General features: G+C 72.4%; 26 protein-coding genes and 1 pseudogene. 15 read left to right on the forward strand and 12 right to left on the reverse strand.

Features of this window, described 5'->3' with window-relative positions:
• Positions 1 to 42: 42 nt before the first annotated feature.
• Positions 43 to 228 carry a hypothetical protein gene (locus tag DEH69_RS14390; RefSeq protein WP_113687337.1) on the reverse strand — a complete coding sequence of 62 codons (186 nt, stop codon included), beginning with the start codon at positions 226 to 228 and terminating at the stop codon, positions 43 to 45.
• A gap of 155 nt (positions 229 to 383) precedes the next feature.
• Between DEH69_RS14390 and DEH69_RS14395 the strand changes: the two genes are divergently transcribed.
• The 3 genes and pseudogenes from DEH69_RS14395 to DEH69_RS32720 form a co-directional block, all read left to right on the forward strand.
• Entirely contained in the window at positions 384 to 1,250 is an 867-nt protein-coding gene (locus tag DEH69_RS14395) for a winged helix-turn-helix domain-containing protein (protein WP_258534669.1), read from the forward strand.
• Positions 1,251 to 1,958: an HAD family hydrolase gene (locus DEH69_RS14400; protein WP_113687338.1), complete on the forward strand. Its 708-nt coding sequence runs from the start codon at positions 1,251 to 1,253 to the stop codon at positions 1,956 to 1,958. It begins immediately after the preceding gene.
• Between the two features lie 74 nt (positions 1,959 to 2,032).
• Positions 2,033 to 2,779, forward strand: a pseudogene (locus DEH69_RS32720) (aminoglycoside phosphotransferase family protein); the annotation flags it as partial.
• A 274-nt stretch (positions 2,780 to 3,053) separates the two neighbouring features.
• Here DEH69_RS32720 and DEH69_RS14410 read toward each other — a convergent pair.
• The 3 genes from DEH69_RS14410 to DEH69_RS14420 form a co-directional block, all read right to left on the reverse strand.
• The gene (locus DEH69_RS14410; RefSeq protein ID WP_113687340.1) at positions 3,054 to 5,261 is read right to left on the reverse strand and encodes an MMPL family transporter; all 2,208 of its coding nucleotides are present in this window, start codon (positions 5,259 to 5,261) and stop codon (positions 3,054 to 3,056) included.
• Between the two features lie 305 nt (positions 5,262 to 5,566).
• Positions 5,567 to 6,241, reverse strand: coding sequence for a response regulator transcription factor (locus tag DEH69_RS14415; protein ID WP_113687341.1), 675 nt, complete (start codon positions 6,239 to 6,241; stop codon positions 5,567 to 5,569).
• Between the two features lie 279 nt (positions 6,242 to 6,520).
• Positions 6,521 to 7,696 carry a sensor histidine kinase gene (locus DEH69_RS14420; RefSeq protein ID WP_113687342.1) on the reverse strand — a complete coding sequence of 392 codons (1,176 nt, stop codon included), beginning with the start codon at positions 7,694 to 7,696 and terminating at the stop codon, positions 6,521 to 6,523.
• Between the two features lie 103 nt (positions 7,697 to 7,799).
• Here DEH69_RS14420 and DEH69_RS14425 point away from each other — a divergent pair, with 103 nt between their 5' ends.
• A complete protein-coding gene (locus DEH69_RS14425) occupies positions 7,800 to 8,210 on the forward strand; it encodes an ankyrin repeat domain-containing protein (RefSeq protein WP_113687343.1) in 411 nt (136 codons plus the stop codon).
• Positions 8,211 to 8,465: 255 nt separating this feature from the next.
• Here the strand turns inward: DEH69_RS14425 and DEH69_RS14430 are convergent, their stop codons facing one another.
• The gene (locus tag DEH69_RS14430) at positions 8,466 to 8,783 is read right to left on the reverse strand and encodes a zinc-binding dehydrogenase (protein ID WP_309302794.1); all 318 of its coding nucleotides are present in this window, start codon (positions 8,781 to 8,783) and stop codon (positions 8,466 to 8,468) included.
• Between the two features lie 47 nt (positions 8,784 to 8,830).
• Positions 8,831 to 10,345, reverse strand: coding sequence for an MDR family MFS transporter (locus DEH69_RS14435; protein WP_113687411.1), 1,515 nt, complete (start codon positions 10,343 to 10,345; stop codon positions 8,831 to 8,833).
• Positions 10,346 to 10,519: 174 nt separating this feature from the next.
• On the opposite strand from DEH69_RS14435, the gene DEH69_RS14440 reads away from it, so the two are divergent.
• The 4 genes from DEH69_RS14440 (at position 10,520) to DEH69_RS30990 (ending at position 14,451) form a co-directional block, all read left to right on the forward strand.
• Entirely contained in the window at positions 10,520 to 11,161 is a 642-nt protein-coding gene (locus tag DEH69_RS14440; RefSeq protein ID WP_113687344.1) for a TetR/AcrR family transcriptional regulator, read from the forward strand.
• A 124-nt stretch (positions 11,162 to 11,285) separates the two neighbouring features.
• Positions 11,286 to 13,154, forward strand: a complete 1,869-nt coding sequence (locus tag DEH69_RS14445) for an FAD-dependent monooxygenase (RefSeq protein ID WP_113687345.1) — start codon at positions 11,286 to 11,288, stop codon at positions 13,152 to 13,154.
• Positions 13,155 to 13,164: 10 nt separating this feature from the next.
• Positions 13,165 to 13,824, forward strand: coding sequence for a TetR/AcrR family transcriptional regulator (locus DEH69_RS14450; protein WP_113687346.1), 660 nt, complete (start codon positions 13,165 to 13,167; stop codon positions 13,822 to 13,824).
• Between the two features lie 30 nt (positions 13,825 to 13,854).
• A complete protein-coding gene (locus tag DEH69_RS30990) occupies positions 13,855 to 14,451 on the forward strand; it encodes a hypothetical protein (RefSeq protein ID WP_147255581.1) in 597 nt (198 codons plus the stop codon).
• 107 nt (positions 14,452 to 14,558) lie between these two features.
• Here DEH69_RS30990 and DEH69_RS14455 read toward each other — a convergent pair whose 3' ends face one another.
• Positions 14,559 to 14,894 (reverse strand): deoxyxylulose-5-phosphate synthase, encoded by a 336-nt coding sequence (locus DEH69_RS14455; protein WP_113687347.1) that lies wholly within the window; start codon positions 14,892 to 14,894, stop codon positions 14,559 to 14,561.
• Positions 14,895 to 14,904: 10 nt separating this feature from the next.
• The gene (locus tag DEH69_RS14460; RefSeq protein WP_113687348.1) at positions 14,905 to 15,096 is read right to left on the reverse strand and encodes a hemerythrin domain-containing protein; all 192 of its coding nucleotides are present in this window, start codon (positions 15,094 to 15,096) and stop codon (positions 14,905 to 14,907) included.
• A gap of 270 nt (positions 15,097 to 15,366) precedes the next feature.
• On the opposite strand from DEH69_RS14460, the gene DEH69_RS14465 reads away from it, so the two are divergent.
• From DEH69_RS14465 to DEH69_RS14490, 6 genes are all read left to right on the forward strand, one after another.
• A complete protein-coding gene (locus DEH69_RS14465; protein WP_113687349.1) occupies positions 15,367 to 15,726 on the forward strand; it encodes a helix-turn-helix domain-containing protein in 360 nt (119 codons plus the stop codon).
• A complete protein-coding gene (locus DEH69_RS14470; RefSeq protein WP_113687350.1) occupies positions 15,726 to 16,286 on the forward strand; it encodes a hypothetical protein in 561 nt (186 codons plus the stop codon). The genes DEH69_RS14465 and DEH69_RS14470 overlap by 1 nt, the downstream gene beginning before the upstream one ends.
• Before the next feature lie 100 nt (positions 16,287 to 16,386).
• Positions 16,387 to 16,722: a DUF2516 family protein gene (locus DEH69_RS14475; protein ID WP_113687351.1), complete on the forward strand. Its 336-nt coding sequence runs from the start codon at positions 16,387 to 16,389 to the stop codon at positions 16,720 to 16,722.
• 108 nt (positions 16,723 to 16,830) lie between these two features.
• Positions 16,831 to 17,451 carry a DUF47 domain-containing protein gene (locus DEH69_RS14480; RefSeq protein WP_113687352.1) on the forward strand — a complete coding sequence of 207 codons (621 nt, stop codon included), beginning with the start codon at positions 16,831 to 16,833 and terminating at the stop codon, positions 17,449 to 17,451.
• A 7-nt stretch (positions 17,452 to 17,458) separates the two neighbouring features.
• On the forward strand, positions 17,459 to 18,457 hold the full coding sequence (locus DEH69_RS14485; RefSeq protein WP_113687353.1) for an inorganic phosphate transporter: 999 nt from the start codon (positions 17,459 to 17,461) through the stop codon (positions 18,455 to 18,457).
• A gap of 160 nt (positions 18,458 to 18,617) precedes the next feature.
• A complete protein-coding gene (locus DEH69_RS14490) occupies positions 18,618 to 22,004 on the forward strand; it encodes a S8 family serine peptidase (protein WP_113687354.1) in 3,387 nt (1,128 codons plus the stop codon).
• A gap of 96 nt (positions 22,005 to 22,100) precedes the next feature.
• Here the strand turns inward: DEH69_RS14490 and pstB are convergent, their stop codons facing one another.
• From pstB to pstS, 4 genes are read right to left on the reverse strand one after another with little or no spacing between them, the layout of a single operon-like run.
• Entirely contained in the window at positions 22,101 to 22,880 is a 780-nt protein-coding gene (pstB, locus tag DEH69_RS14495) for a phosphate ABC transporter ATP-binding protein PstB (protein WP_113687355.1), read from the reverse strand.
• Between the two features lie 24 nt (positions 22,881 to 22,904).
• Positions 22,905 to 23,990, reverse strand: a complete 1,086-nt coding sequence (pstA, locus tag DEH69_RS14500) for a phosphate ABC transporter permease PstA (protein ID WP_113687356.1) — start codon at positions 23,988 to 23,990, stop codon at positions 22,905 to 22,907.
• Complete coding sequence (gene pstC / locus DEH69_RS14505; protein ID WP_113687357.1) at positions 23,987 to 24,985, reverse strand: phosphate ABC transporter permease subunit PstC; 999 nt, start codon at positions 24,983 to 24,985, stop codon at positions 23,987 to 23,989. Before pstC ends, pstA begins: the two co-directional genes overlap by 4 nt.
• 14 nt (positions 24,986 to 24,999) lie before the next feature.
• Positions 25,000 to 26,100, reverse strand: a complete 1,101-nt coding sequence (pstS, locus tag DEH69_RS14510) for a phosphate ABC transporter substrate-binding protein PstS (protein ID WP_113687358.1) — start codon at positions 26,098 to 26,100, stop codon at positions 25,000 to 25,002.
• Positions 26,101 to 26,294: 194 nt separating this feature from the next.
• Here pstS and DEH69_RS14515 point away from each other — a divergent pair, with 194 nt between their 5' ends.
• Entirely contained in the window at positions 26,295 to 26,651 is a 357-nt protein-coding gene (locus DEH69_RS14515) for a metal-sensitive transcriptional regulator (protein WP_113687359.1), read from the forward strand.
• The last annotated feature ends 18 nt before the right edge of the window (positions 26,652 to 26,669 follow it).

Consider the following 26,669-nt stretch of genomic DNA (forward strand, 5'->3'; position numbering starts at 1 on the left):
TGATCGGAGCCAGCGGCGCGTCCGTTCAGGGACAGACGGCTTTCAGAGGTTTCCGACCAACAGTGTCACCAACACTGTCGAGCCGACGCAGACGCAGGTGTAGTTGCGTGTGCGCACCCCCGTCCGCAGGATCATCAGGCCGATCAGGCCCGGCAGACCGAACTGAATCTCTACCATCCGTTCCACCGCGATGCCGAAGGCAGCCACGGCGATGGTGGTGACAAGCATGACTCCTCCTCACATCACGTCAAGTACGCCGAACTTCCGAAGAGTTGGCTAAGTTGTCCACCAACTATACGCTTGTTTTCCCCAGTTGGCGGGCGCTCGGAAACGTCCTCATATGAACGTTCCGGATCTGTCCGAAAGTTGTATGGTGTTGAGCCGTGAGTCAGGAGACGGCCCCGGACGGCGACAGCCCGCAGCACGCCGATGACCTGCTCTCTCCCGACCACCTCGCCGGTGTCCTGCGTGACCGCATACGCTCGGGAGAGCTGCCACGGCACGCCCGGTTGCCCACGCAGCGCGCTCTGGTCGAGGAGTTCGGCGTGAACCGGACGACGGTCCGGCAGGCGCTGTCCGTCCTGGAGCGCGAGGGCTACATCAGCGCCAGAGGGCGCGGGGCGCCCGCCGTCGTCAGCTCTCCCGCCGAGGACAGCCCACGCCCCGCGGGCGTCGAGGTGGCCGACCGCATCGCGCTGGCGTTCCAGGCCGACGACATCTCCATCGACGCTTTCTGCCTCACCACCGAAACGCTCAACGCCGCGCTCGCAGCCCCGTTGATCGCCATCTCCACCGGCGAACTGACGCCCGAGTCCATCTCCATTCGGGTGATGCTCCCCAATCCGGATGAGCCACTGGCATATCCACGCCTGATTTCCGACCCTTCCGACCGGCGGCCGCTCGCCCGTCTCAGGCAGCTCACGCGCACCTTCTCCACGTCCCTGCGCCACCAGCTGACATCGCTCGCGGAGATGGGTCTCGTCGCCAAGGTGAGCGTCGAAATCCGCAGCGTTCCGATCACACCGGTGCAAAAGGTCTACCTGCTCAACGGCTTCGAGGTGCTGACGGCGTATTACCAGGTCCTTCCCCGCACCGTGGAGTACCAGGAGGAGCAGCTCGAGATCTACGACGTGCTCGGGCTGAACTCAAAGGTATTCCGCTCCTCCTCCGACACCGCCTTTGTGGAGGAGTCACACCAGTGGTTCGAGTCCCTCTGGTCAACGCTTGCCCAACCGCTCACACTCGGTTAGATGAGGGAACTCATCAGTGATGCGGAGTGTGTTCTCTTCGACTTCGACGGACCCGTCTGCCGTCTCTTCGCCGTGCACACCGCGGAATCCATCGCGCAACTGCTGCGCGAGCTTGCCGCCGAGCTGTCGCTCTCGGCGTTGCTCTCGGCCGATTTACGCGCCTCGCCTGATCCGCACCGCGTGCTGCGCGGCATCGCGAGTCAACGCCCGGGCCCTGGAGTCGTCGAGCGGTTCGAGGCGGCGCTGACGCGTGAGGAGATCACCGCGGCCGGAAGCGCGCGGCCCACGCCCTACGCGGCGACGCTGATCGCCGCGCTCTCCACGCGCGGCAGACAGGTGGCCATCGCCACCAACAACTCCCCCCTGGCGGCCCAGCACTACCTCGACCGCCAGCAGCTCTCCGGGTATGTGGGCGGCCGGGTGCACGGCAGGACGGCGGACATCGCCCTGCTCAAGCCCCACCCCGACTCCCTGCACCGCGCGCTGGCCTCCGCGCGGACGCGCCCCGAGCGGGCGTTGATGATCGGCGACAGCGTGTCCGACCTGCGGGCCGCCGAGGCGGCGGGCGTGCCGTTCCTCGGATACGCGGACGACGACGCCGGTGCCCAGGCGCTGCGAGGGGCGGGCGCGCGCCATGTGGTTCGCTCGCTCGAGCAGGTGCTCACCGCGCTGATCACCCCCACATTCGGTCCAGACGCACCCTTTTGAGCCATCGGAATCGGCGCGCCCGCGGCGTACCGTGTCGCTACTCGCAACCAACTCGCCGCCGGAAGGCCACCACCATGAGCCAGCCGCTGCCCGGGACTTCGCTGCGCGGTCACCACCGCGTCTGGCAAGTGCTGCGCGCGGAGGGCGAATTCGCTTCCCTGGGGCGGCTCAAGGCCGGTAGGCCGCGCCCCGGGGTGCAGCGTTTCGACCCCCGCTGCTTCCTCCACGAAGAGGACCTGCTCGTCCGTCTCGCGCGGCTCGGAGTGCCGCGCATCGCCCCCGTGTACCTGCTCGGGCCGGGATCCACGCGCGTCCACGGGTACATCGAGGGCGATCCGCTTTCGGCGCTGCGCCCGCCAGGCACCGCGCTCACCGACCCGGAGATCGCCCAACTGACAGACCTCTTCGGCACGTTGGCGGGCATCCCACCCGCCGCCGTCGAGGCCGTCCACCGCTGCCCCACGGCGCTGAGGCCGCGCACCAGCCGCGACTTCCTGCGCGGCCTGGTGCGCTTCACCCGCCGCCGCGTCTACACGGTGCACCGCCCGGCGCTCGGCGGCCTCTTCACCGCGCTGCGCGTCGACCCCGTGGTGCTCTCGCCCACGGGGCCGCTGGCCAGGGACGCCACGCTGCTGGCCGACAGGCCGTTCTGCCTGCTCCACGGCGACCTACACCGCGACAACCTGATCACGGCCGACGCCGACGGGATGCTGTGGACGATCGACTGGGAGCTCGCGCTGGTCGGCGACCCGCTCTACGACCTGGCCACCCACCTCCACCTGATGCGCTATCCACCGGCCCAGGAACACGCCCTGGTCTCGCGCTGGGCGCGGGAGATGGAGGCCCGGCTGCCCGGCGCGGCGGCCGGGCTCTCGCGTGATCTGCCGCGTTATCTCGCCTACAAGCGCGTGCAGTCGGTGTTCACGGACGTCACGCGGCAGGCCAACGCCGTGCGCGCGTCGCCGCCCGACGAGCTGGAGGAGCGCATCGCCCACGCCGGCGCGGTCGTCTCGACCGCGCTGCGCCGGGCGGCGCGGACCCTGGGCTTGGCCCCGGTGCCGGGGCCAAGGGCGGTGGAGGCGGTCTATGCCGCGTTCAACGCCGGGCTCGGCGCGGCTCCTTCGCTGCCGCCCGCCCCGTCGTCGCAGCCGCCTCCCGGCGCTCAAGCCGCAGCGCCGGCAGTGCCCGCGCAAGCGGCGCCGGGAGCCACCAGGCGCGGCGGCCCATCAGCCGCATGGCGGCGGGAACGATCAGGCAGCGGATGATCACCGCGTCCACGAAGATCGCCACGGCCATGCCGAACCCCATCTGCTGGAGCATCCGGTCGGGGCTCGCGACAAAGGCGCCGAAGACCACGATCATGATGGCGCCCGCCGCGGTGATGACCGAGCCGGTGCGCGCGAGGCCCTCCCGCACGGAGTGGGCGGCGTCACCGGTGCGTTCCCACTCCTCGTGGATGCGGGAGACCAGGAAGATCTCGTAGTCCATCGAGAGCCCGAAGACGATCGCGAAGATCATCACGGGCAGGAACGCCTCGATCGGCCCGCCCTCGACGCCGAACGCGCCCTCCTGGAACACCAGGGTCATCGCGCCGAGCGCGGCGCCGATGGAGAGCAGGTTGAGCGCCGCGGCCTTGAGCGGGATCAGCACCGAGCGGAAGACGGCCATGAGCAGCAGCAGCGAGAGGCCGACGACGATGGCGAGGAAGAGCGGCAGGCGCTCGGCGACCTTGTCGGCGTAGTCCTCGGTGGCCGCGGTGGCGCCGCCGACGAGGTAGTCGGCACCCGTCTCTTCGGCGAGCGCGGGCAGGACGTCGCCGCGCAGCGCCGCGACCAGCTCGGACGTGGCCTCGTCCTGCGGCGCGGATTCGGGGAACGCGAGCACCGTGGCGACCTCGCCGTCCTCGGTGGGGATCGGCGGGGTCGCGGTGGCGACGCCGTCGGTGCCGCCGAGCGCGGCGGTCGCGGCCTGGCCCGCGGCCAGGGCCCCCGCGTCCCCGCCGTCGACGACCACGACCAGCGGGCCGTTGAACCCCGGCCCGAAGCCCTCGGACAGCAGGTCGTACGCCTCTCTGCTGGTGGACCCCGCGGGGTCGTTGCCCGCGTCGGCGAAGCCGAGCCGCAGCGAGAGCGCGGGGGCGGCCAGCGCGCCGAGCGCCACGACCGCGACCACGAGCGCGGCCAGCGGCCTGCGCTGCACCGCGCCGCCGAGCCGCCGCCAGAACGCGCCTTCAGGCGCCCGGCCCTTCGCGGCGCGTCTGGCGGCGCGGGCCGTGAACTGGCGGGCGAAGCGCGCCCCGAACACCCCGAGCAGCGCGGGCAGCAGCGTCAGCGACGCGACCATCGTGACCAGGACGGTCAACGCCACGGAGAGCGCGAGGCCCTGGAGCGAGCCGAGGCCGAGCGCCACAAGGCCGAGCAGCGCCAGGATCACCGTGCACCCCGCGAAGAACACCGTGCGCCCCGCCGCGTCCATGGCCCGGGTGGTCGCCTCGGCGGGCGGGGCACCGGCGACCAGCTCCTGGCGGTAGCGGGCGAAGCTCAGCAGCGCGTAGTCGATGCCGACGCCGAGGCCGACGAGCATCATCGTGTAGGGCGCGTAGTCGGCGATCGTGAAGGCGTGGGAGAGCAGGATGATCAGCCCGATCGTCGAGCCGACCGCGAACAGCGCGGTGATGATTGGCAGTCCCGCGGCGACGACCGTGCCGAACATGAAGACGAGGATCACCAGTGCGGCCATGATGCCAAGGCCCTCGGCCGCGCCGCCCTCGCCCTCGGCGAGCACGCGGGCCGCGTCGCCGCCGAGCTCGACGGTGAGCCCGTCGCCCCCCGCCTCGCGCGCGGTGTCGAGGATGCGCTCGGTGTCCTCGGGCGGCATCCGCTCGGACGGCACGTCGAGCACGACGGTGGCGTAGCCGACGGTGCCGTCGGGGGAGAGCGCGGCGCCGTCCTCGTAAAGGCTCACCACCCGGGTGACGGCCGGGAGTTGGGCGACGTTCGCCAGCATCGCCGTCACGCGGTCGCGGGTGGCCTGGTCGTGGAGCCCGCCGTCGCGCGCCAGGACGATGGCGAGGGTGTCACCCGCGCGGTCGGAGCCGTGCGCTGCCAGCAGGTCGGCGGCCTCCTGCGACTCGGTGCCGGGGATGGCGTAGTCCTCGCGGTAGTCGTTCCCCGCGGCGGACGCGCCAGCCCAGACGCCGATCAGCACGGCGAGCCAGAGGCCGATGGCGAGCCATCTGCGGCGGTGGGCCCAGCCCGCGACGCGCGCGAAGACGCCTCCCGTGGCAGGGGGCTGCGTGGTCATGTCGGTTCTCCCGTCGGGTCGTTGCCGGTGTGGGAGGCGGCACGGGACGCGGGGCCGGTCGCGGGGGCCGGTCGCGGGGGCCGGTCGCGGGGTGCGGCGAGCGCGCGGGGCAGCGCGGCGTTCGGGCGCGGCGTTCGTTCCGCTTCCACCCCGCAACGGTGGCCCCGCGGAGGGTCCGCGCACGTCGGCCCGTGGAGGTCACCCGCGCTACCCCAGCGGTTGCGCCCCCGCAGGGGGGCATACGCCCGTGGTCGTCAGGGCCACCCCTAGGGGGGCGGCGTCCCGACCCCGACCCGCCCTCGGGGTCAGCTCATCCAGCCGGGGGTGATCATGCCCGTCTCATAGGCCAGGATGACGAGTTGGGCCCGGTCGCGGACGTCGAGCTTGGTCATGATCCGGCTGACGTGGGTCTTCGCGGTGGCCGGGCTCAGCACCAGCCGCCTGGCGATCTCGTCGTTGGTCAGGCCCGCGCCCACCAGGCCCATCACCTCGCGCTCACGCTCGGTCAGGGCGGCGAGCCTCCGGGCGGGGTCGGGCTGGCGGGCTCGGCCCGCGAACTCGGCGATCAGCCGCCGCGTCACCGCGGGCGCGATCAGCGCGTCGCCGCGCGCGCAGACCCTGATGCCGTGCAGCAGCTCCATGGGCTCGGTGTCCTTGACGAGAAACCCGGACGCGCCCGCGCGCAGCGCCCCGTACACGTAGTCGTCCACGTCGAACGTCGTGAGGATGACGACCCTGACCCCGGCAAGGCGCTCGTCGGCGACGATCCCGCGCGTGGCGGCGAGGCCGTCCTCCTCGGGCATCCTGATGTCCATCAGCACGATGTCGGGGCGCAGTTGGCGCGCGAGCGCGACCGCCTCGGTGCCGGTGGACGCCTCGCCGACGACCTCGATGTCGTCCTCGTCCTCGAGGATCGAACGGAAGCCCGCCCTGACCAGCTTCTGATCGTCGGCGAGCACCACGGAGATGCGGGCGGTCATGGCGTTCAGCGTAGCCCTGGGCGGGCGGCCTCACCGGCGCGAGGCGTGCGGGGCCCGTTGAGATCGCCGGGCCCCGCCTGGACTGCTCGAGTCCACGGTGCGGCACGGGCGCTGGCCGCACCACGGCGTCACGCGTTCGGTGAAACGGCGCCAGGAGCGGTCCGCTCGCCCCCGGGTTCACCGACGGCGCACGTCCAGGGGCGCCGGGGCGGCCTCACCGGCGCGAGGTCACCGTTCCGCGACGGGGGTGGCGCCGTCCTTCGGGGGCGCGCCCGCAACCTATTCGGGCGCGGCCGGGGCATCGGGCGCGGCCGGGGCATCGGGCCGCGGGGGCAGGGGGAGGCGGGCGGCGACGCGGAAGCCGGTCGCGGTGGTGCGCGCGGTCAGCTCGCCGCCCAGCGCCCTGGCGCGCTCCCGCATGCCCGCGATGCCGCTGCCCTCTTGCGCGTCGGCCGCGCCGCGCCCGTCGTCCTCGACGGTGACCCGCAGCTCGCCCGGCGCGTAGTCCACGGTGATGGCGGCGCCCTCGGCACCGGCGTGGCGCGTGACGTTGGTGAGCGACTCCTGAACGATCCGGTACGCCGCGAGCGAGATCTGCGGGGGCACGACGGGCGGGGCGCCGCTCACGTCCACGCGGACGCCGAGCCCGGTGGCGGCGGCCCGGTCGGCCAGCTCGCCGAGGCGTTCGAGCCCGGCGGGCGCGGGCGCGGTCGGGGCGTTCTCGTCCACGTGGCGCAGCACGCCGAGGGTCGCGCGCAGCTCGCGCAGCGCCTCCTTGCTCGCGTCGCGGACGAACTCGAGCGCGGCGACCAGCTCCTCGGTCTGGCCAGGGCGCTTGGCGCTGCGGTGCAGGGCGGCGGCGGCCTGGACGTTGATGAGCGAGATGTTGTGGCCGAGGACGTCGTGCAACTCGCGGGCGAGCCTGAGCCGTTCCTCGGTGGCGGACTGGCGGGCGCGCACGTCGCGCTCGCGCTCGGCCGAGCGCACGCGCTGTTCGGTCTCGTTCAGATATGCCCGGCGTACGCGCATGGCGTGCCCGAACGCGATCGCGCTGAGGAACCAGCCGCCGATCAGGGCGATCGCCATGTTGTCGACCTCGCGCTTGCCGCCGTGGTCGACAAGGACGAACTCGCCGTAGCCGATGGCCAGCATGACCGTCACGAACAGCGTGATGACGGCGGCCAGTTGACCGGCCCTGGCGACGGTGTAGATGGCGACCATGAAGCAGACGAGCGGCGTCGCGCCGTCGACCTGGGACAGCGGGAAGAACGCCATGGCGCACACCAGGATCGCCACGGCAACCGGCAGGGGCCACCGCCGCCTGAACGCCAGCGCGCCCCAGCTCGCGACCAGCAGCGCACGGGCGCCGAGCGCCACCGCCCAGCCGCCGCGCTCGGGCTCGACGAGCAGGGTGCCGATGTCGAAGAGCAGCACGAGCCCCGTCAGCGGAAGCACCGGCTCCCGGCGAACCGCGCGCGCGAAAGAGGCAAGCGAGGCGAGCACGGCGTCCAGAGTACGTAGGCTGGTACGACCCAGCGCTACCCAGGAGGACGTCCCCATGACCGGCCCCGCTCCGGAGAGCAACGAGCCCGCGCACGACCCGGAGGTGCTTCAGCTGGCGGCGAAGATCTTCGATCTGGCCCGCCAGGGGGACACCGCGACGGTGGCGGCCTACGTGGACGCGGGCGTTCCGCCGAACCTCAGCAACGACAAGGGCGATACGTTGCTGATGCTCGCGGCGTACCACGGGCACGCGGACACGGTGCGGGTGCTGCTCGAACGCGGCGCCGAGCCGGGCCGGGGCAACGACAAGGGCCAGACGCCGATCGCGGGCGCGGTGTTCAAGGGCTCGGTCGAGGTGGTCCGCGTCCTGCTCGAAGCGGGCGCGGACCCGGCGGCGGGCCAGCCGTCGGCGATCGACACGGCGCGCATGTTCGGCCGCACGGAACTCCTGGACCTGTTCGAATAGTCCCCCTGCTCGTTCCCCTGCGCGGAGCGAAGCCGCTTGGCGCGGCGGCCGTACGCGCCTCACCCCACGCTGCGGAGCCGCCCGGCGCGGCAGCGTACGCCCCTGCGGGGAGCGGACCCACTCGCGCGGCGGCAGGCCACCCCGCGCGGCGGCGGCACATCGCCCGGCACGAACGCCAGCCGCTCGCGCCCCTCCGGCGTGAACCCCAGCGGCTCGGGCGCCGCGGCACGCTCCGCACCTCCGCCCCCTCGTCGCTCATGGCGTCAGCACAACCTTGCCCGTGGTGTGGTGGGACTCGAGCAGGCGGTGGGCCTTCGGGGCCTCGGCGAGGGGGAGGACATCGGCGAACTCGGCGGTGAGCGCGCCCGACTCGGCGAGGCGGGCCAGCTCGACAAGCCCCGCGTGGTCGGGCTCGACCATGAACGCCGTGGTGCGCAGGCCCTGTTCGGCCGCCTCGTCAGCGACCGCGGGATCGTCGTGTTTGGCGGCGCTCGCCGTCCCGCTCACGCGGGCGCCGCGCGCCTTCGCGATCTGCACGGCCAGGTGCCCCACGCCCCCGGCTGCGGCGTGCACGCGAGCGCGGGCGGCGCGGGGCGGCGCGGGGCGGCGCCGGAGGCGGATCAGCCGCTGACCGCGACCGGCTCGCCCGACGCCTCGGTGCGTTCGCCCTCGGGCTTCGGCGCGGGGCCGCCGCGCAGCGGGACCTCCTTGACCAGCAGCGCCAGCAGGAACGCGAGCGCCGCGACACCGGCGCCCAGCAGGAACGCCTGGTGCGTGCCCGAGGCCACCGCCTGCTGGTACGCCTCGCGGACCGCGGCGGGCATCGCGGCCAGGCTCTCCGCGTCGAGCTGCGCGGACTGCTCGGTCGCCCCCGCGGCCGCGGCCCCGCCGCGCTCGCCCATGACATCGGTGACCCGCCCGGTGAACAGCGCGCCCATGAGCGCCACGCCGAACGAGCTGCCCAGCGTGCGGGAGAGCGTGCTGGTGGATGAGGCGACGCCCATGTCCTTGAGCTCGACGCTGTTCTGCGCGACCAGCATGGTGATCTGCATCAGGAAGCCCATGCCCGCGCCCAGCACCGCCATGTACACGCCCGCGGTCAGCCGGGAGGTGCCGGTGTCCATCGTGGACAGCAGGAACAGGCCGGTCGCCATGAGCGCGCCCCCCGCTATGGGGAATATCCGGTAGCGCCCCGTGCGGGTCGTGGCGCGGCCCGCGACGAGCGAGACGGCCATCATCGACAGCAGCATGGGCATCAGCAGCAGCCCGGAGTTGGTGGCCGACGCGCTCTGCACGGCCTGCTGGAACAGCGGCAGGTAGAGCGTCGCGCCGAACATCACGAAGCCGGTGACGAAGCCTATGGCGGCCATCAACGTGAAGTTCCGGCTGCGGAATATGTGCAGCGGGACGATCGGCTCGGCGGCCCTGGTCTGGGAGTACACGAACGCGGCGAGCGCGGCCACGCCGAGCGCGGCGAGACCGACGATCGTGGCCGAGCCCCAGGCGTACTCGGTGCCACCCCACGTGGTGACCAGCACGATCGCGGTGATCCCGACCGTGAGCAGCGCCGCGCCGAGGTAGTCGATGCGCGCCTGCGGCCTCGGCTTCTTGGGCAGGTGCAGCACGGCGGTGACCATGGCGAGGGCCAGGGCGCCGAGCGGCAGGTTGATGTAGAACGTCCAACGCCAGCCCAGGTGGTCGGTGATCACGCCGCCGAGCGCGGGCCCGCCGATCATGGCGAGCGCCATGACGCCCGCGATCATGCCCTGGTACCTGCCGCGCTCCCTCGGCGGTATCAGGTCGCCGATGATCGCCATCACGCCCACCATCAGGCCACCGGCGCCAAGCCCCTGGACGGCGCGGAAGGCGATGAGCTGCGTCATGTCCTGGGCGACGCCGGAAAGGGCGGAACCGATCAGGAAGATGACGATCGAGACCAGGAACGCGCCCTTCCGGCCATACATGTCCCCGACCTTGCCCCACAGGGGCGTCGAGGCGGCGGTGGCCAGCGTGTACGCGGTCACGACCCACGAGAGATGGGCCGCGCCGCCGAGCTCGCCCACGATGGTCGGCATGGCGGTGCCGATGATCATGTTGTCGAGCATCGCCAGCATCATGGCGACCATCAGGGCCATCAGCACGACACGCACGCTGCGCTGGCGTGGCCGGGCCACCGGCTCCACCGCCTCCGTCGTGTGGTGGGACACCGTTCCCCGCTTTCCCGGCTTACTTGCCGACCGGCTAGTTCAGTACTCTGGAGACGGTAAGAGAGACACTAGCCGGTCGTCAAGTAAGTTTGGAGTAAAGCGATGAGCAGCAGCGCCCGCCCGCGCAGGTCGGACACTCGGCAGCGCATCCAGGACGTGGCCCTGGAGATGTTCGCGGAGCGGGGCTACGAGAAGACGTCGCTGCGCGAGATCGCCGAGCGCCTCGAGGTGACCAAGGCCGCGCTCTACTACCACTTCAGGACGAAGGAGGACATCCTCATCGGCCTCTTCGACGACCTCACCGGGCCACTCGACGCCGTGGTGGACTGGGCGCGCGACCAGCCGCGCACGCTGGAGTCCAAGCGTGAGGTCATGGCGCGCTACAGCGCCGCGCTGCGCGACGCGGCGCCCCTCTTCCGCTTCCTCCAGGAGAACCAGGCGTCGCTGCGCGAGCTGCGCACCGGCGTGGACATCAAGGAGCGCATGATGGTGCTCGCCGACCTCATGGAGCCGGACGACGCCACCCTCACCGACCGGATGCGCTGTACGAGCGCGCTGTTCACGCTGCATGCCGGGGTGTTCGCGCTGCGCGACATCGACGCCGACCCCGAGGAGAAGCGACTCTCGGCCCTCGAGGTGGCCACCGAGCTGATCACGGCCGCACACGAGGCACACGAGGCACACGCCGGGCGCGCGGCACACGCCGGGCACGCGGAGGAGCCGCGCGCCGCACACCACGCCTGAGCGCCTGAGCGCGCGCCCCCTCGGCAGAGGGCTGTCTTGACGGTGCCTCCATCACGTTTGATGATCTCATCACTTCGGTCGTGCTGTTCCACCGGCGTTGTCGCGCCCCGCTGGGAGGCGTCCCGTGACGAACGACATCGATGTCCCCGTCCTCATCGCCGGCGGCGGCGCGGGAGGGCTGACCGCCGCCCTGCTGCTCGCCCGCATGGAGATCCCTTTCCTGCTGGTCGACGCCGCGCCCGGGACGTCGCCGCTGCCCAGGGCGCATGTGCTCAACCAGCGCGCGATGGAGATCCTGCGCGACGTGGGCCTGGCCGACGCGGTGTACGCCGCGGGCACCCCGGCCGAACAGATGGCGTACTCGGGCTGGTACGTCGGCCTCTCCGGCGACAGCGACAGCGACAGCAACAGCGACAGCAACAGCGACGACAACGAGCGCAACGACAGCGGAGGCAGCGGCGAAGGGCCCGACCATGGCCGCCGCGTCGCGCTCCTGGAGTCCTGGGGCGGCGGCGGCCGCTCCCCCGACTGGCTCGCGGCCAGCCCCGAGCGCCAGGCCAACCTCCCGCAGCACCGCCTCGAGCCCCTGCTCAGGGCGCGCGCCGAGCGGCTCGCGCCCCCGGGGGCGCTGCGCTTCCGCCACGAGCTGACCGCGTTGAACGACGACGACGGCGCCGTGACCGCCTCCGTGACCAACCTGGGCACCGGCGAGGCGCACCGCGTGCGGGCGCGCTACCTGCTGGGGTGCGACGGAGGGCGCACGGTGGGTCCCGCTCTTGGGGTGGCGCACCGGGGGGCGCGCGATGTGGCGCGCATGGTGTCGTTCCACTTCAGCGCCGATCTCTCGCGCTGGGCGCGCGACCCCGAGGTGCTGATCCGCTGGCTGTGGCTGCCCGACCTGGGCACGGGCGGGGTGCTTGTGCCGATGGGTCCCCGGCGCTGGGGGCCCGAGTCGGAGGAGTGGGTGTTCCATCTGCACTACCCCGCCGATGACCCGCGCGCCTTGGACGACGCCGCCGTGCTCGCCGATCTGCGCGCCGCGCTGGGCCCCGCGGTGGAGGGCGCGACGGTGCGCGCGCTCTCGCGCTGGGCGGTGCAGGGGGCGCTCGCCGATCGGTTCCGCGCCGGGCGCGTGCTGCTCATCGGCGACGCGGCCCACCGCCACCCGCCGACCGGCGGCCTCGGCCTGACGTCGGCGATGCACGACGCGCAGAACGTCACATGGAAGCTGGCCGCCGTGCTGCGCGGCCACGCCGACGACGCGCTCCTCGACAGCTACGAGGCCGAGCGCCGCCCGGTCGCAGCGGCTGGCGTGCGCAGGGCGCTCGCCAGCGCCCGCAACCAGCTGGCGATCACCGCCCACTTCGGCGGCGGCCCCGGCAGGACCCCGGCCGAGAACTGGCGGCTGGCCCGCCGCCTGTGGGGCACGTCGCCTGAGGACCGCGGGGCGCGCCGGGCGTTCCTGCGCACGGTGGCCGCGCAGTCGATGGAGTTCAACGAGCTGGGCGTGGAGTTCGGCTACACCTATGAGACCGGCGCGGTCGTCCCCGACGGCACGCCCCCCGCGCACAACCCCGACCCCGTGCGCATACACCAGCCCTCCGCGCGCCCCGGCCATCCGCTGCCGCACGCCTGGCTGACCGACCTGGACGGCAACGCCCTGCCGGTCGCCCGGCTCATACGCCCCGGCGCGTTCCTGCTGATCGCGGGCGAGGAGGGGCGGGAGTGGTGCGAGGCGGCCGAGAAGGTCGCGGCCCACACCGGGCTGCCGCTGACGGCCGTGCGCATCGGCCACCTCGACGGCGACTACCGCGATCCGCGCTCCACATGGACGCGCTGGCGCGGCCACGGCCCCGAGGGCGCCGTGCTGGTGCGCCCCGACCGTTTCATCGGGTGGCGCGCGCCCGGCGCGGACCGCGATCCGCACGCCCGGCTCACGGCGGCCATGAACGCGCTGCTCGGCCGGTCGCCCGGGGCGCCCGGCGTGGTGTGATGATGGGCTCATGCCCGAACAGCGGACCGGAAGGCCGACGGCGCAGGCGCCCAACCGCTTCGAGCGCCGCCGCGCCGCGACCCGCCAGGCCCTGGTGGACGCCGCCCGGCGCATCCTGGCGGAGCGGGGCACGGGCGACATCAGCATCCAGCGGATCGCGGAGCGCGCGGATGTCGGCTTCGGCTCGTTCTACAACCACTTCTCGTCCAAGGCCGAGCTGTTCAACGCCGCGGTGGCCGAGGCGCTCGACGACTACGGCCGGGAGCTCGACGCGGTGGTGGGGTCGCTGCCCGACCCGGCCGAGCGGTTCGCGGCCAGCGTCAGGCTGACCATCGCCATGGTGGAGTCGCACCCCGAGCTGATGCGGGTGCTGCGGCACAGCGGCCTCGGCCAGGTTCCGCGCGGCGATGGCCTCGCCCCACGCGTGCTGCGGGACATCGAACGGGGCGTGGACGCGGGCCGTTTCGCCGTCGACGACCCGGTGGTGGCGCTGTCCGCCGCGTGCGGGGCGCTGCTCGGCCTGGTCGATCTGCGCCTGCGTGACCCGGTGGGCGCGGGCCCTGGCGACGGCGAACGCATGGCGGCGCTGCTGCTGCGCATGCTCGGCGTTCCGCCAGGAGAGGCGGCCGAGCTGTCCGGGCGGCCGCTGCCCGCGCCCACCGGGCGATGAGTTCGGGCGGGCCACGGGGTCCCCACGGTCATGGCTGCCGTCACCGAAAGGCCCGAGCGGCCCTGTGCCGCGATCAGGGTCCGGGTCACCATGGACACGATCCCTTCGATCGCCGACCGCATCCCCGAGGTCATCGGCTGGCTCGCGGGCCGGGGCGTCGAGCCCGAGGGTGCGCCGTTCCTCGGATACCGCGTGATCGGCGTGGAACGGGCCCTGGACATCGAGGCGGGCGTCCCGGTGACTAACGTCCTCGGCCCCGCCCCCGAGGCGGAGATCACCACCGGCACCCTTGCCCGCTGGGCACTACGCCACGCTGACCCACAGGGGCCCCTTCGACCAACTGGTCGGCGCCACCGAGGCGTTGCTGAGCCGGGCGAACGCGAAGGGCCCGCGCTTGGACGCGCGCACCGGCCCCGGACCGGCCCACTGCATCAGCTCAACGTGCGCGCGGTGAACGACGAGAGCGGCGGCCAGGGCAGGCCCGAAGGGTGCGCGCCACCGCAACCGGCCCCGGCAGGTCGGCCGCCGACAAGCGACGCGGCCGCGCCCGTTCGGCGAACGGTCCCAGACATCCGCAAGCCGACCGGTGACCGGGACGACCGCCACCCACCACCCTCCCTCCCGTAGGTGCCGATCTTTGACCCGCACCCCCCACGCAACAGCAACAGCGGGCGACAACGAACACCACCTGACCCTCGGCAGCCGTCGTCATAGCCGCCCGCAGGGCACCACCCTTACGGCACATCCGGCCGCGTCAGCGCCCGCCGGAACGACTCGCCCGAGCGGCGCGCATGCGTCAGCCGCTCGCGCACCTCGCGCGGGGTGCGGGGGCGGAAGCCCGGGCCGCCGCAGCAGCTCTTGTGGAATCGCACCCCCGCGTTCAGCAGGACCGAGAGCGCCCGCCAGGCCGCCGCGTCGCGCCGCTTGGGCGCGGCGAAGGCCGAGCCCACATGGATCAGCGCCCCGGCGCAGCGCGGACAGACGCGCGCCGGGTCGCCGAGCCGGGGGTACCGCTGCTTGTACGCGGCCCGGCACGGCAGGCAGACAAACGACGTCTTGGCGTGCGACATACCCCCCAGGCTAGGCCGCCCCGTCCAGGACGGCTGTCAATTTCCGTTCCTCGTGGTCGAGATGGCGGTTCAGCTCGGCCATGAGCCGGTCCACCTCCGCCGCCACGCGCGCGGGCCCGGCGCCGTCGTCGCCGATGACCGCCCTCAACTCCTCGACGAGCGCAGCGATCCGCTCGCGCTCGCGGCGCAACTCATCGATCACCGGGGCGAGTTCGGGGCGCTACGCCAGGATGCCCGGCAGCATCCCGTTGACCCGCAACTCCCGATGAACGCGAACGCGGAAGAAGGGCGGGCCTCTCGCCCGCCACGAGGTCACGCCTCGGCCGGGTGCCCCACTCCCTCGTGGCCCAAGGCCGACCCAGCAGTCACGAAGGGCCAGCCTCGCCCCGCGCCCGCGCGGCGGAAGCCCCGTGCGGGCTGCCGCAAGCAGCTCCGCTTGCAATTGCTAGCGCACGGGTGCACCCTGGGGGACATGGCTTCACTGGGTGTCGGCGATCTGGGCGCGTTCCTGCGGGAGCAGCGTCGGCAGGCCAAGCTGTCGCTGCGGCAGCTGGCCGACGCGGCCGGGGTGTCCAACCCCTACCTCAGCCAGATCGAACGCGGGCTGCGCAAGCCGAGCGCGGAGATCCTTCAGCAGATCGCCAAGGGTCTGCGGATCTCGGCCGAGACGCTGTATGTGCGGGCCGGGATCCTCGACGAGCGGGCGCAGGACGCCGACGCCGGGAAGCCACCGGGGGTGCGGGAGGCGATCGACGCCGACCCGGGCCTCACCGAGCAGCAGAAGCAGTCCCTGCTGCACATCTATGAGTCGTTCCGCAAGGAGAACCCCTGATGCCCCTGACCGATGACCTCCGCAGGACGCTGTCGAGCTCGACCCCGCTCTATGTGGCCGCCGGGACCGCCGACCTGGCCGCGCAGAAGCTGCGCGAGCTGCCCGCGACGTTCGACCGGCTGCGCGCCGAGGCGCCCGAGCGGCTGCCCAAGCTGCGCGAACGCGCCCAGCACGCCGCGCTCCAGGGCGTCGGCATCGCGCTCGAGTACGCGGTGCGGGCGCGCGAGACCTACGACGGGCTCGCCGAGCGCGGCAAGACCGTGGTCGAGCGCCGCAGGGCCGAGGGCGCCCCGGCCGACGGCGCCGACGTGACCGTGGAGCGGGCCGGGCAGCCGCCCTTCACCGAGCCCGTCACCGAGCCGAAGGCGCGGACACCCGCGACCGAGCCCGTGACGAAGCCCGTCAGCGAGCCCGTGACGGAGCCCGTGACCGAGCCCGTGACCGAGCCCGTCAGCGAGCCCGTCGGCGAGGCGGCGCCCGCGCCCAAGCCGCGGCCGCGGACCCCGAGGAAGACCGCGCCCCGCAAGGGCGCCCCGAAGAAGATGCCCCCCAAGGACTGAGGGACCGGTGCGCACGGCCAGGCCGCGAGCATTACGCGCTCCGGCTCCCGGCCGGTAGCGTGGTAAGGGACGGCAGGCGAACGGACGGAGTGTGGACGGCATGCTGTTGCAAGGCTTTGGCTCCCTGGTGAGCTACCTGTTCCTCGGGCTGCTGGTCATGAGCGCGTTCGCCCTGGTGCACGCGGCGCTCCAGCGCGAGGACGCTTTCCGCGCCGCCGACAAGCAGACCAAGTCGTTCTGGCTGATCATCCTGGGCGTCGCGGTGGCCGTGCAGGCCCTGCTCGGCGGGATCCTCTTCCTTCTCGTGGGCACGATCGCCACGATCGTCTACCTCGTGGACGTCCGCCCCGCGCTGCGCCTGGTCTCCGGCGGCGGCAGGGGCGGCGGCCGGAGCAGCAGCGACGGCCCGTACGGGCCGTGGAACGGGAATCGATAACGAATCGACGGGCGCTTGGCCGATCCACCGGCACGGGGTTAGCCCCGCCCTGGTTCTGCCCTTAGCATCGGCGGGGACACTCGCATGATGAACGGCAGAGGAATTGCAGTGCGCTTTCGCCTGACTCCCCGGGAGACAAGCTTTTACGAGCTGTTCGCCACCGCTGCCGACAACGTTCTCAGTGGCTCGAAGCTGCTGATGGAGCTGCTGGGGGCCGATGCCGCTACGCGCGTGGACCTCGCCGAGCGCATGCGGGCCGCCGAGCACGCGGGGGACGACGCCACGCACGCGATCTTCCACCAGCTGAACTCCTCGTTCATCACCCCGTTCGACCGCGAGGACATCTACCGGCTCGCCTCGCGGCTCGACGACATCATGGACTTCATGGAGGAGGCCGTCGACCTCGTGGTCCTCTACGGGATCGACGAGCTGCCCAAGGGCGTCGACCAGCAGATCGAGGTGCTGTTCAGGGCCGCCGAGCTGACCGCCGAGGCCATGCCGCGGCTGCGCACCATGCGGAACCTCGACGAGTACTGGATCGAGGTCAACCGCCTGGAGAACCAGGCCGACCAGATCCACCGCAAGCTCCTGGCCCACCTCTTCAACGGCAGCTACGAGGCCATCGAGGTCATGAAGCTCAAGCAGATCGTCGACGTGCTCGAAGAGGCCGCCGACGCGTTCGAGTCCGTCGCCAACACGGTGGAGACGATCGTGGTCAAGGAGTCCTGAGACCACCGTGGAGACCCTGGCCCTGGTCGTCGTCGTCGGCACGGCGCTGCTCTTCACCTACACCAACGGCTTCCACGACGCGGCCAACGCCGTCGCCACCTCGATCTCCACGCGGGCGCTGACCCCGCGCATCGCGGTCGCGATGGCCGCGTTCATGAACCTGGTGGGCGCGTTCCTCGGCCAGGGCGTCGCCGAGACCGTCGCCGAGGGGCTGATCGAGGCGCCCACCGGCGAACGCGGCATGATCATCCTGTTCTCCGCGCTCGTCGGCGCCATCGCCTGGAACCTCGTCGCCTGGTGGTACGGGCTGCCGTCCTCCTCGTCCCAGGCGCTGGTCGGCGGCCTGGTCGGCGGCGCGCTCGCCGGGGCGTCGACCGTGCACTGGGGTGGGGTGCTGACCAAGGTCGTGCTGCCCATGATCGTCTCGCCGGTCATCGGGCTGCTGCTCGGCTTCCTGGTGATGGTCGCCATCCTGTGGCTCTTCCGCCGCGCCCACCCGCACCGCGCGCAGCGCGGCTTCCGCATGGCGCAGACGGTGTCGGCCGCGGGCATGGCGCTGGGGCACGGGCTCCAGGACGCGCAGAAGACCATGGGCGTGGTGACCATGGCGCTGGTGATCGCCGAGGTCTCCGACGAGGGCGACGGCATCCCGGCCTGGGTGACGGTCGTCTGCGCGCTGATGCTGTCGCTTGGCACCTACGCGGGCGGCTGGCGCATCATGCGCACGCTGGGGCGGCGGATCATCGAGCTCGATCCGCCGCGCGGCTTCGCGTCGGAGTCGACGGCCGCGTCCGTGCTGTACGCGGCGTCGTACGTGTTCAACGCGCCCGTCTCCACGACCCATGTGATCACCGCGGCGATCATGGGCTCGGGCGCCACGCGCCGGATCAGCGCGGTGCGCTGGGGGGTCGCGAAGAACATCGTGGCGGGCTGGTTCGTGACGATGCCAGCGGCGGGCGCGGTGGCCGCGCTCTGCTACGCCCTGGTGAGCCTGGCGCTCCCTTAGCACCCCGCGACTCCGTCCCGGCAGCGCCGCGAGCACCCACGGGTTCACAGGACCCTCACCCATCCCCCCGCCGGCGACCCGGGTCCCGGTCCGGGATCTCGGACAGGATTTCTCGGGGGGCTGGACGAACCCCGCCCAATTCCTGTCATCAGGGGGACAGTTGACGTACAAGTCAAGAGAGAACCGGCGCTCCATACGCCCGCCGCGCCTCGGCGCGGCCACCGCCGCCGCGGCCGTCGCGGCCGCGCTGCTCGCGGGCTCCACGGGCCCCGCCACCGCCCAGGCCGCACACGGGAGCGGGCACGGGAGCGGGCACGGGACCCTCGGCAACGCCCAGGGCGGCGCGCCCGGGTCGGCGCGGGTGCCGCTGATCACCGGGGACCAGGTGGTCCTCGACGCCGACGGCCGCCCCAGCGGGCTGATCCGCGCCGAGGGCCGTGAGACGGTGCCGTTCCGCGTCCTGCCATCGGCCGACGGCTCTTCGACGCATGTGATCCCCGCGGACGTCGTGCCGCTGATCGCGGACGGCACGCTCGACCGGCGCCTGTTCGACGTCGCGCGCCTGGCCCGCGCGCCCTACCGCGCGGCCGAGGGGCTGCCGCTGATCGTCGGATACGACGGCGAACGGCCGCGCGCGCTCGCCGAAGGGCCGCTCGCCGACGCCGAAGGCACAGGGCTCGCCGCGATCGACGCCGAGGCCGTGACCGTCCCGCACGACGAGATCGCGGCCGTGTGGGCCGCGTTGACCGAGGAGGCGGCGGGCGAGAGGCCGCTGGCCGTCGCGCCCGGCATCGCCACGATCGCGCTCGACGGCATCGTGGAGAAGACGCTCGCCGAGAGCGTTCCGCAGATCGGCGCCCCCGAGGCGTGGGACGCCGGGTACGACGGCACCGGCACCACGATCGCCGTGCTCGACACGGGCGTCGACGACGAACACCCCGACCTCGCGGGCAAGGTGGTCGCCGAGCAGAACTTCTCGGAGTCCCCCGACGCCCACGACCGCGACGGCCACGGCACGCACGTCGCGTCCACCGCCGCGGGCACGGGCGCGCACGCCGGCGGCACCTACACGGGCGTCGCGCCCGGCGCCTCGCTCATCAACGCCAAGGTCCTCGACGACTCGGGCTCGGGCTTTGAGTCGGACATCATCGCGGGCATGGAGTGGGCCGTCGCCGAAGGCGCCGACGTGGTCAGCATGAGCCTGGGCGGCGCTGCGGGCCCCCAGATCGACCCGATGGAGGAGGCGGTCAACGCCCTCTCCGCCGAGTCCGACGCCCTGTTCGTCATCGCCGCGGGCAACAGCGGCCCCGCGCCGGGCTCCGTCGGCTCCCCCGGCACGGCCGACGCCGCGCTGACCCTGGGGGCGGTCGACAAGTCCGACGCCCTGGCCGACTTCTCGTCCGTCGGGCCGCGCGCCAGGGACGGCGCCGTCAAGCCCGACGTCACCGCCCCCGGCGTGGCCATCGCCGCCGCGGGGGCCGATGGCGCGGCGATCTGGGACTACGGAACGCCCGTCGCCGACGGCTATGTCGCGATTGACGGGACCTCCATGGCGACGCCACACGCCTCGGGCGCGGCCGCGCTGCTCGCGCAGGCGAACCCCGGGCTGACCGGCGAGGAGATCAAGGCCGCGCTGACCGCCTCTGCCGTGCCGGGTGAGGGCTACAGCGCGTTCCAGCAGGGCGCGGGCCGCATCGACGTGCCCGCGGCGCTGACCCAGACGGTCACCGCCGAGCCGGTCTCGATCGGCTTCGGCTCGGTGCCGTGGCCGCACGAGGACGCCGAGCCGATCACGCGCGACCTCACCTACCGCAACGCGGGCGAGCAGGACCTCACCCTCGCGCTGACCAGCACGGGCACGGGCCCCGACGGCGAGGCCGCGCCCGAGGGGATGTTCACGCTCAGCGCCGACGAGGTCACCGTTCCCGCGGGCGGCACCGCGACCGTGCGGATCACCGCCGACACCACCCCTGGCGGCGAGGTCTATGGCGCGTACACGTCGTATGTGACGGCCACATCGGACGACGGGCAGACGGTGCGCACCGCGGGCGCGGTCGTCCGCGAGGAGCAGCTGTTCGAGATCGCGGTCGACGTCACCGACCGCGACGGCGCGCCCGCCACCGACTGGTGGGGCATGGCGATCGACCTGGAGACGCTCGAGTTCCACGACGTGGTGGTCGACCCCGGGACCGGCACCGGGTCGATCCGGCTGCCCGAGGGCGCGTACCAGGTGGACACGAGCGTCTTCCGCTCCTCGGATGACGGCGCCGAGCTGCTCGGCGTCGACTGGCTGCTCGAGCCGTACATCGCGCTCACCGAGGACACCGCGGTGGCCGCCGACGCGTCGGCGGCCGGGGCGATCGACTTCACGATGCCGGTCGACGGCGCCACCCAGACCGATCTGACCGTGGGCTATCAGCTCGCGCGGGACGGTCAGACCACGTTCGACTCGGCGTGGAGCGCGGGCGGCCTGCCCGATGGCCTGCGCACCGCGCAGCTCGGCGAGCCGGGCGACGGCTGGTCCATCTCGGGCTACGCGGGCACCACATGGGCGGCCGAGGGCGCCGAGTACCACGGGGCGCACCAGCAACAGGGCGCGTTCTACACCGGTCTTGAGAAGGAGACCGAGGAGTCGGCGCTCGCGCGCGTCACCACCGAGGAGGGCGCGTCGCTCGACGGCGTCACCGGCGTGCTGTTCACCGTCAACTCGCTGCTGTCCATGGCGTCGGCGACCGAGCACGCGCTGCCTCGCACCACCGAGGTGTTCGTGGAGGCGGGCGTGGGGACGTGGACGCAGGAGTTCCTTCAGACCGACCCCGAGGTCTTCGCGGCCGCGGGCGCCGTGACCGAGCCCGCCGAGTACGCGGCGGGCGAGGCGTACCGGGAGCGTTTCAACGTCGGGGTGTTCGGGCCGAGGATCGGCGAGGACGGCGGCCTGTTCCGGCTCGGCAACGACCTCTACGGCGCGATCAACCCCTTCTCCGACGGCGCGGACCACTCGGGCTTCAGCCAGTACGACGCCGCGACCACGACGCTCCTGCGGGACGGCGAGGAGCTTGCGGTGGTCGACGACATCCTGGACGCCTCGGTGTTCGAGCTACCCGCGGACGAGGGCGCGTACGAGCTGGTCAGCACCGTCACGCGGGGCGGCGATGACGGCGTGCCGACCGCGTCCGTCTCGACGGAGATCACCACGGCGTTCACCTTCACCTCGGCCGCGGGGCCCGAGGACGGCCCCGTCCCCGTGCCGGTGTCGGTGGTGCGGCTTGCGCCCGAGCTGGCGCTCGACAGCACGGCCCCCGCGGGCCAGGTGTGGTCGGTGCCGCTGACGGTGCGGGGCGCGGCGGCCGGGGGCAACGTTGCCTCGCTGACCGTCGAGGTGTCCACGGACGGCGGCGCGACCTGGGCGGAGGCGGCCGTCGATGGCGACGCCTTCGAGGTCGCCAACCCCGAGGCGGGCGGCACCGTGTCGTTCCGCGTCTCGCTCGAGGACGGCCAGGGCAACACGACGGTCCAGACGATCGTCGACGCCTACCGCACGGCCTGAGGGCCCGCGCGTACGACGGACGGCCCGCCCTTCCCCGCAACGGGGAGGGGCGGGCCGTCCGGCTTCCCCCGCTGCCCCGCGCCGGGTCTCGCCCGCTCAGCCGAAGCGGCCGGAGATGTAGTCCTCGGTGGCCTGCACGGACGGGTTGGAGAAGATCTTCTCCGTCGCGTCCACCTCGATCAGCCGCCCCGGCTCGCCGATGGCCGCCAGGTTGAAGAACGCGGTGCGGTCGGAGACGCGGGCCGCCTGCTGCATGTTGTGGGTGACGATGACGATCGTGTACTCGGCCTTGAGCTTGTCGATCAGGTCCTCGATCGCGAGCGTGGAGATGGGGTCAAGCGCCGAGCAGGGCTCGTCCATCAGCAGCACATCGGGCTCGACTGCGGTGGCCCGCGCGATGCACAGGCGCTGCTGCTGGCCGCCCGAGAGCCCTGAACCCGGGCGGCCGAGGCGGTCCTTGACCTCGTTCCACAGGTTGGCGCCGCGCAGGTTCTTCTCGACGATGTCGTCGAGCTCGGACCTGCGGTACTTGATGCCGTTGAGCTTGAGCCCGGCCGCCACGTTGTCGTAGATGGACATCGTCGGGAACGGGTTGGGCCGCTGGAACACCATCCCCACCGTGCGGCGCACCGAGACCGGGTCGACGCCGGTGCCGTAGAGGTCCTCGTTGTCCAGCAGCACCTTGCCCTCGACCCGGCCGCCCGGGGTGACCTCGTGCATGCGGTTGAGGGTGCGCAGAAAGGTGGACTTGCCGCAGCCCGACGGGCCGATGAACGCCGTCACCGAGGCGGGCTCCACATGCAGGGTGATCCCGTCGATCGCCTTGTGCGCCCCGTAGTACGCGGTCAGCGCCTGGACGTCGATCCGTTTGGCCATGGGTTCGTCTTCTCCTTCTTCTTCTCAGCGCCCGCCCCTGGGGGCCTTCCAGCGGGCGATGCCGCGGGCCACCAGGTTGAGGATCATGACGAACGCGATCAGCACGGCCGCCGCGGCCCAGGCGCGGTCGAACGCCTGCTCGGTGCCGAAGCCCCACTGCTCGTAGACATAGAGCGGGAGCGACGACTGGGCGCCCTCGAAGGGGTTGCCGTTGATCATGTTGTTGCCGAAGACCAGCAGGATGATGGGCGCGGTCTCGCCCGCGATGCGGGCCAGGGCCAGCATCACGCCGGTGGTGATCCCGCCGATCGCGGTGGGCAGCACGACCTTGAGGATCGTGCGCCACTTGGGGACGCCCATCGCGAGCGACGCCTCGCGCAGCTCGTCGGGCACCAGCTTGAGCATCTCCTCGGTGGAGCGGACCACGATCGGCACCATGAGGATGGCGAGCGCCATCGCCCCGGCGAAGCCGGAGTAGCCGAAGTCCAGCATCATGATCCACAGGCTGAGGACGAAGAGCCCGGCCACGATCGAGGGGATGCCGGTCATCACGTCCACGAAGAACGTGATCGCCCTGGCCAGCCGCCCGCGCCCGTACTCCACGAGGTAGACGGCGGTCAGCAGGCCGAGCGGGATCGCGATCACCGAGGCGAGGACGACCTGCTGGACGGTGCCGAGGATGGCGTGGTAGATGCCGCCGCCCTCCTGCCAGCTGAGCACGCCGTTCATCGAGTGGGTCAGGAAGTACCAGCTCACGCCGGGAATGCCGCGCGCGACGGTCTCCCACACGAGCGAGGCGAGCGGGACCACGGCCACGACGAAGCACGCCCACACGAGGATCGCGGCCAGCCGGTCGGCGGCGTGGCGGCGGCCCTCGACGGAGGCGGAGAGGGCGAACGTCGCGCCGACGAAGACGAGCGCCGCGATCAGGCCCCACTGGCCCCTGCTGTCCAGGCGCGCGACCAGCCCGACGCCCGTGCCCAGGGCGGCCGAGCCGAGGGCAAGGGCGGCGAGCGACCAGCGCGGCAGCCGGGGCCTGCGCAGCGCGACCCGGCCGACGGCTGGCCCCCTGCTCGCCTCCTCGTCGGCGGGGACGGTGGTTCCGCTCATGCGTTGGCTCCCGAGTACTCCTTGCGGCGGGCGATGATCAGCCGGGCGACGCCGTTGACCAGCAGGGTGAGGAGGAAGAGGACGAGGCCCGAGGCGATCAGCGCGTCCCGGCCCATGGATCCGGCCTCCTTGAACTGGCTGGCGATGTTCTGGGCGAACGTGCCGCCGCCCGACTCCAGCAGGCTGGCGTTGATCAGGAAGCTCGGCGAGAGAACGGTGGCCACCGCCATCGTCTCGCCCAGCGCGCGCCCGAGCCCGAGCATGGACGCGCTGATCACGCCCGAGCGCCCGAAGGGCAGCACGGTCATGCGGATGACCTCCCAGCGCGTGGCGCCGAGCGCGAGCGCTGCCTCCTGGTTGGCTTTGGGCGTCTGGAGGAAGACCTCGCGCGTGACGCTCGTGATGATCGGCAGGATCATCACGGCGAGCAGCAGGCCCACGGTCATCAGGGAGCGGGCCGGGGTGCCGTCGTAGGCGAAGACCCCGGTCCAGCCGAGGACGTCGTCGAGCCACTGGAACGGGCCCGTCATGCGCGGCACCAGGTAGAGGGCGCCCCACAGGCCGTAGACGATGCTGGGCACGGCGGCGAGCAGGTCGACCACATAGGCGAGCGGGGTGGCAAGACGGCGCGGCGCGTAGTGCGAGATGAACAGCGCGATCCCGACGGCGACCGGCACGGCGAGCACCATGGCGATGACCGAGCTGACGACCGTGCCGAACAGCAGGACGGCGATGCCGAAGCGCGGCGGGTCGGCGTTGGCGTCCCACTCGAACGTGGTCAGGAAGTTGCCCTCGTCGGCGGCGATCGCGATGCCCGCGCGGATGGCGAGGAAGACGGCGATCGCGGCCATGATCACCAGCAGCGCGATGCCTGAGCCCTTGGACAGGCCGCTGAAGATCCGGTCGCCCAGGCGCGTGGTGCCCCGGGTCCCGGCCTCCTTCAGGGGCGACGGCGGTGGGGAGGGGGACGGGGGCGGGGCTGAGGGTGATGACATGGTGCTTCCGGTCGTCAGGCCATGGCGTCGACGCGCTGGCGGACCTGCTGGATGATGTCGCCCGAGATCGGCGCGTAGTCGATCTCGCCGAGCGCCCGCTGCCCGTCCTCACCGGCCATGTAGGCGAGGAACGCCCTGGTCAGGTCGAGGGTCTCGGGGGCGTTGCCGCGATCGCACGCGATCTCGTAGGTGACCAGGACGATGGGGTAGACGCCCTCCTCGCGGGTCGCGTAGTCGAGCTGGAGCGCGAGGTCGCCCTCGGTCCCCGTGACCTCGGCCTCGGCGACGGCGTTGGAGGAGTTCTCCACGGTCGCCTCGACCGGCTCGCTCGCGCCGGTGTCGATGCGGACGGTGCTGATGTCGTTCTGATGGGCGTAGGACAGCTCGAAGTAGGCGATGGCGCCGACGTTCTGCTTGACCACGCCGACAAGCCCCGACGAGCCGTCGGCGGACTGGCCTCCGTGGCCCTTCCACGCCTTGTCCGGCTCGTGCGGCCAGGCATCGGGCGCCGAGGCGTGCAGATACGACGTGAAGTTGTCGGTCGTGCCCGAGCCGTCGGAGCGGTGGAACGGCGTGATCGGCACGTCGGGCAGGTCGGCGCCGGGGTTGAGCTCGGCGATGGCGGGGTCGTTCCAGCGGGCGATGCGGGAGTCGAAGATCCGGGCCAGGGTGGGGGCGTCGAGGACGAGGTCGTCGACGCCGGGGAGGTTGAAGCCGACGGCCACGGGCCCGGCGACCATGGGCAGGTGGATGGCGCGCCCGCCGTCCCGGCACACCGAGCGCGACTCCTCGATCTCGGAGTCGGTCATCAGCGAGTCGGAGCCCGCGAAGGCCGTGGTGCCCTGAAGGAACTCCTGCACCCCGGCGCCCGAGCCCGTCGCCTTGTAGTTGATCTGGCTGTCTTCACAGTTGGCCTGGTAGGTGTTCACCCAGACCTCCATCGCGTTGGCCTGGGCGCTCGAACCCGAGGCCAGCAGCGTGCCGGTCCTGCCGCAGTGAAGGCCGTCGAGCGAGAAGTCCACCGCGCCGGGAAGCCCTGAGTTGTCGTCGGTGCCACAGGCGGTCACGAGCACCAGCGCGCCACAGGCCAGCACCGCGCCGAGGCGTGTCTTCACTGTCGTTCAGTCCCTTCCGTCGCCGCTCCGCTCTGACGGTAGGTTGATCAGGTGAATCGATCGACGGTTATAAGTGAATGGAAGATGAACCGATCCGGGTGTCCGAGCCCCGGAGACCGCACGATACTGGGTGCCCCGTCCGCCGTTCGTTACGCTATACCCGACAGGGGTATAAGAGTCACAGGAGGGCGGAAATGGTCACAAGTGAGACGGTCGCGGCGAATGACGCCCACAGGGACGCCGGGCATCACGCGACCGGCGGCGCGGGCCCGCATGGCTACAGCAAGGACAAGGACTCCCACCTCAAGCGGCTGCGCCGCATCGAGGGCCAGGTCCGCGGGCTCCAGCGGATGGTCGACGAGGACGTCTACTGCATCGACATACTGACCCAGGTCTCGGCCTCGACGAAGGCGCTCCAGTCGTTCGCGCTCCAGCTCCTCGATGAGCACCTGAGGCACTGCGTGGCCCGCGCCGCCGAGCAGGGCGGGCCCGAGATCGACGCCAAGGTCGAGGAGGCCACCGCGGCCATCGCGCGCCTGCTCCGCACCTGACCCCCGGCGCCCGCACGC

Origin of the sequence: Streptomyces sp. PT12 (assembly GCF_003311645.1) — a bacterium.
Classification (GTDB): Bacteria; Actinomycetota; Actinomycetes; order Streptomycetales; family Streptomycetaceae; genus Streptomyces.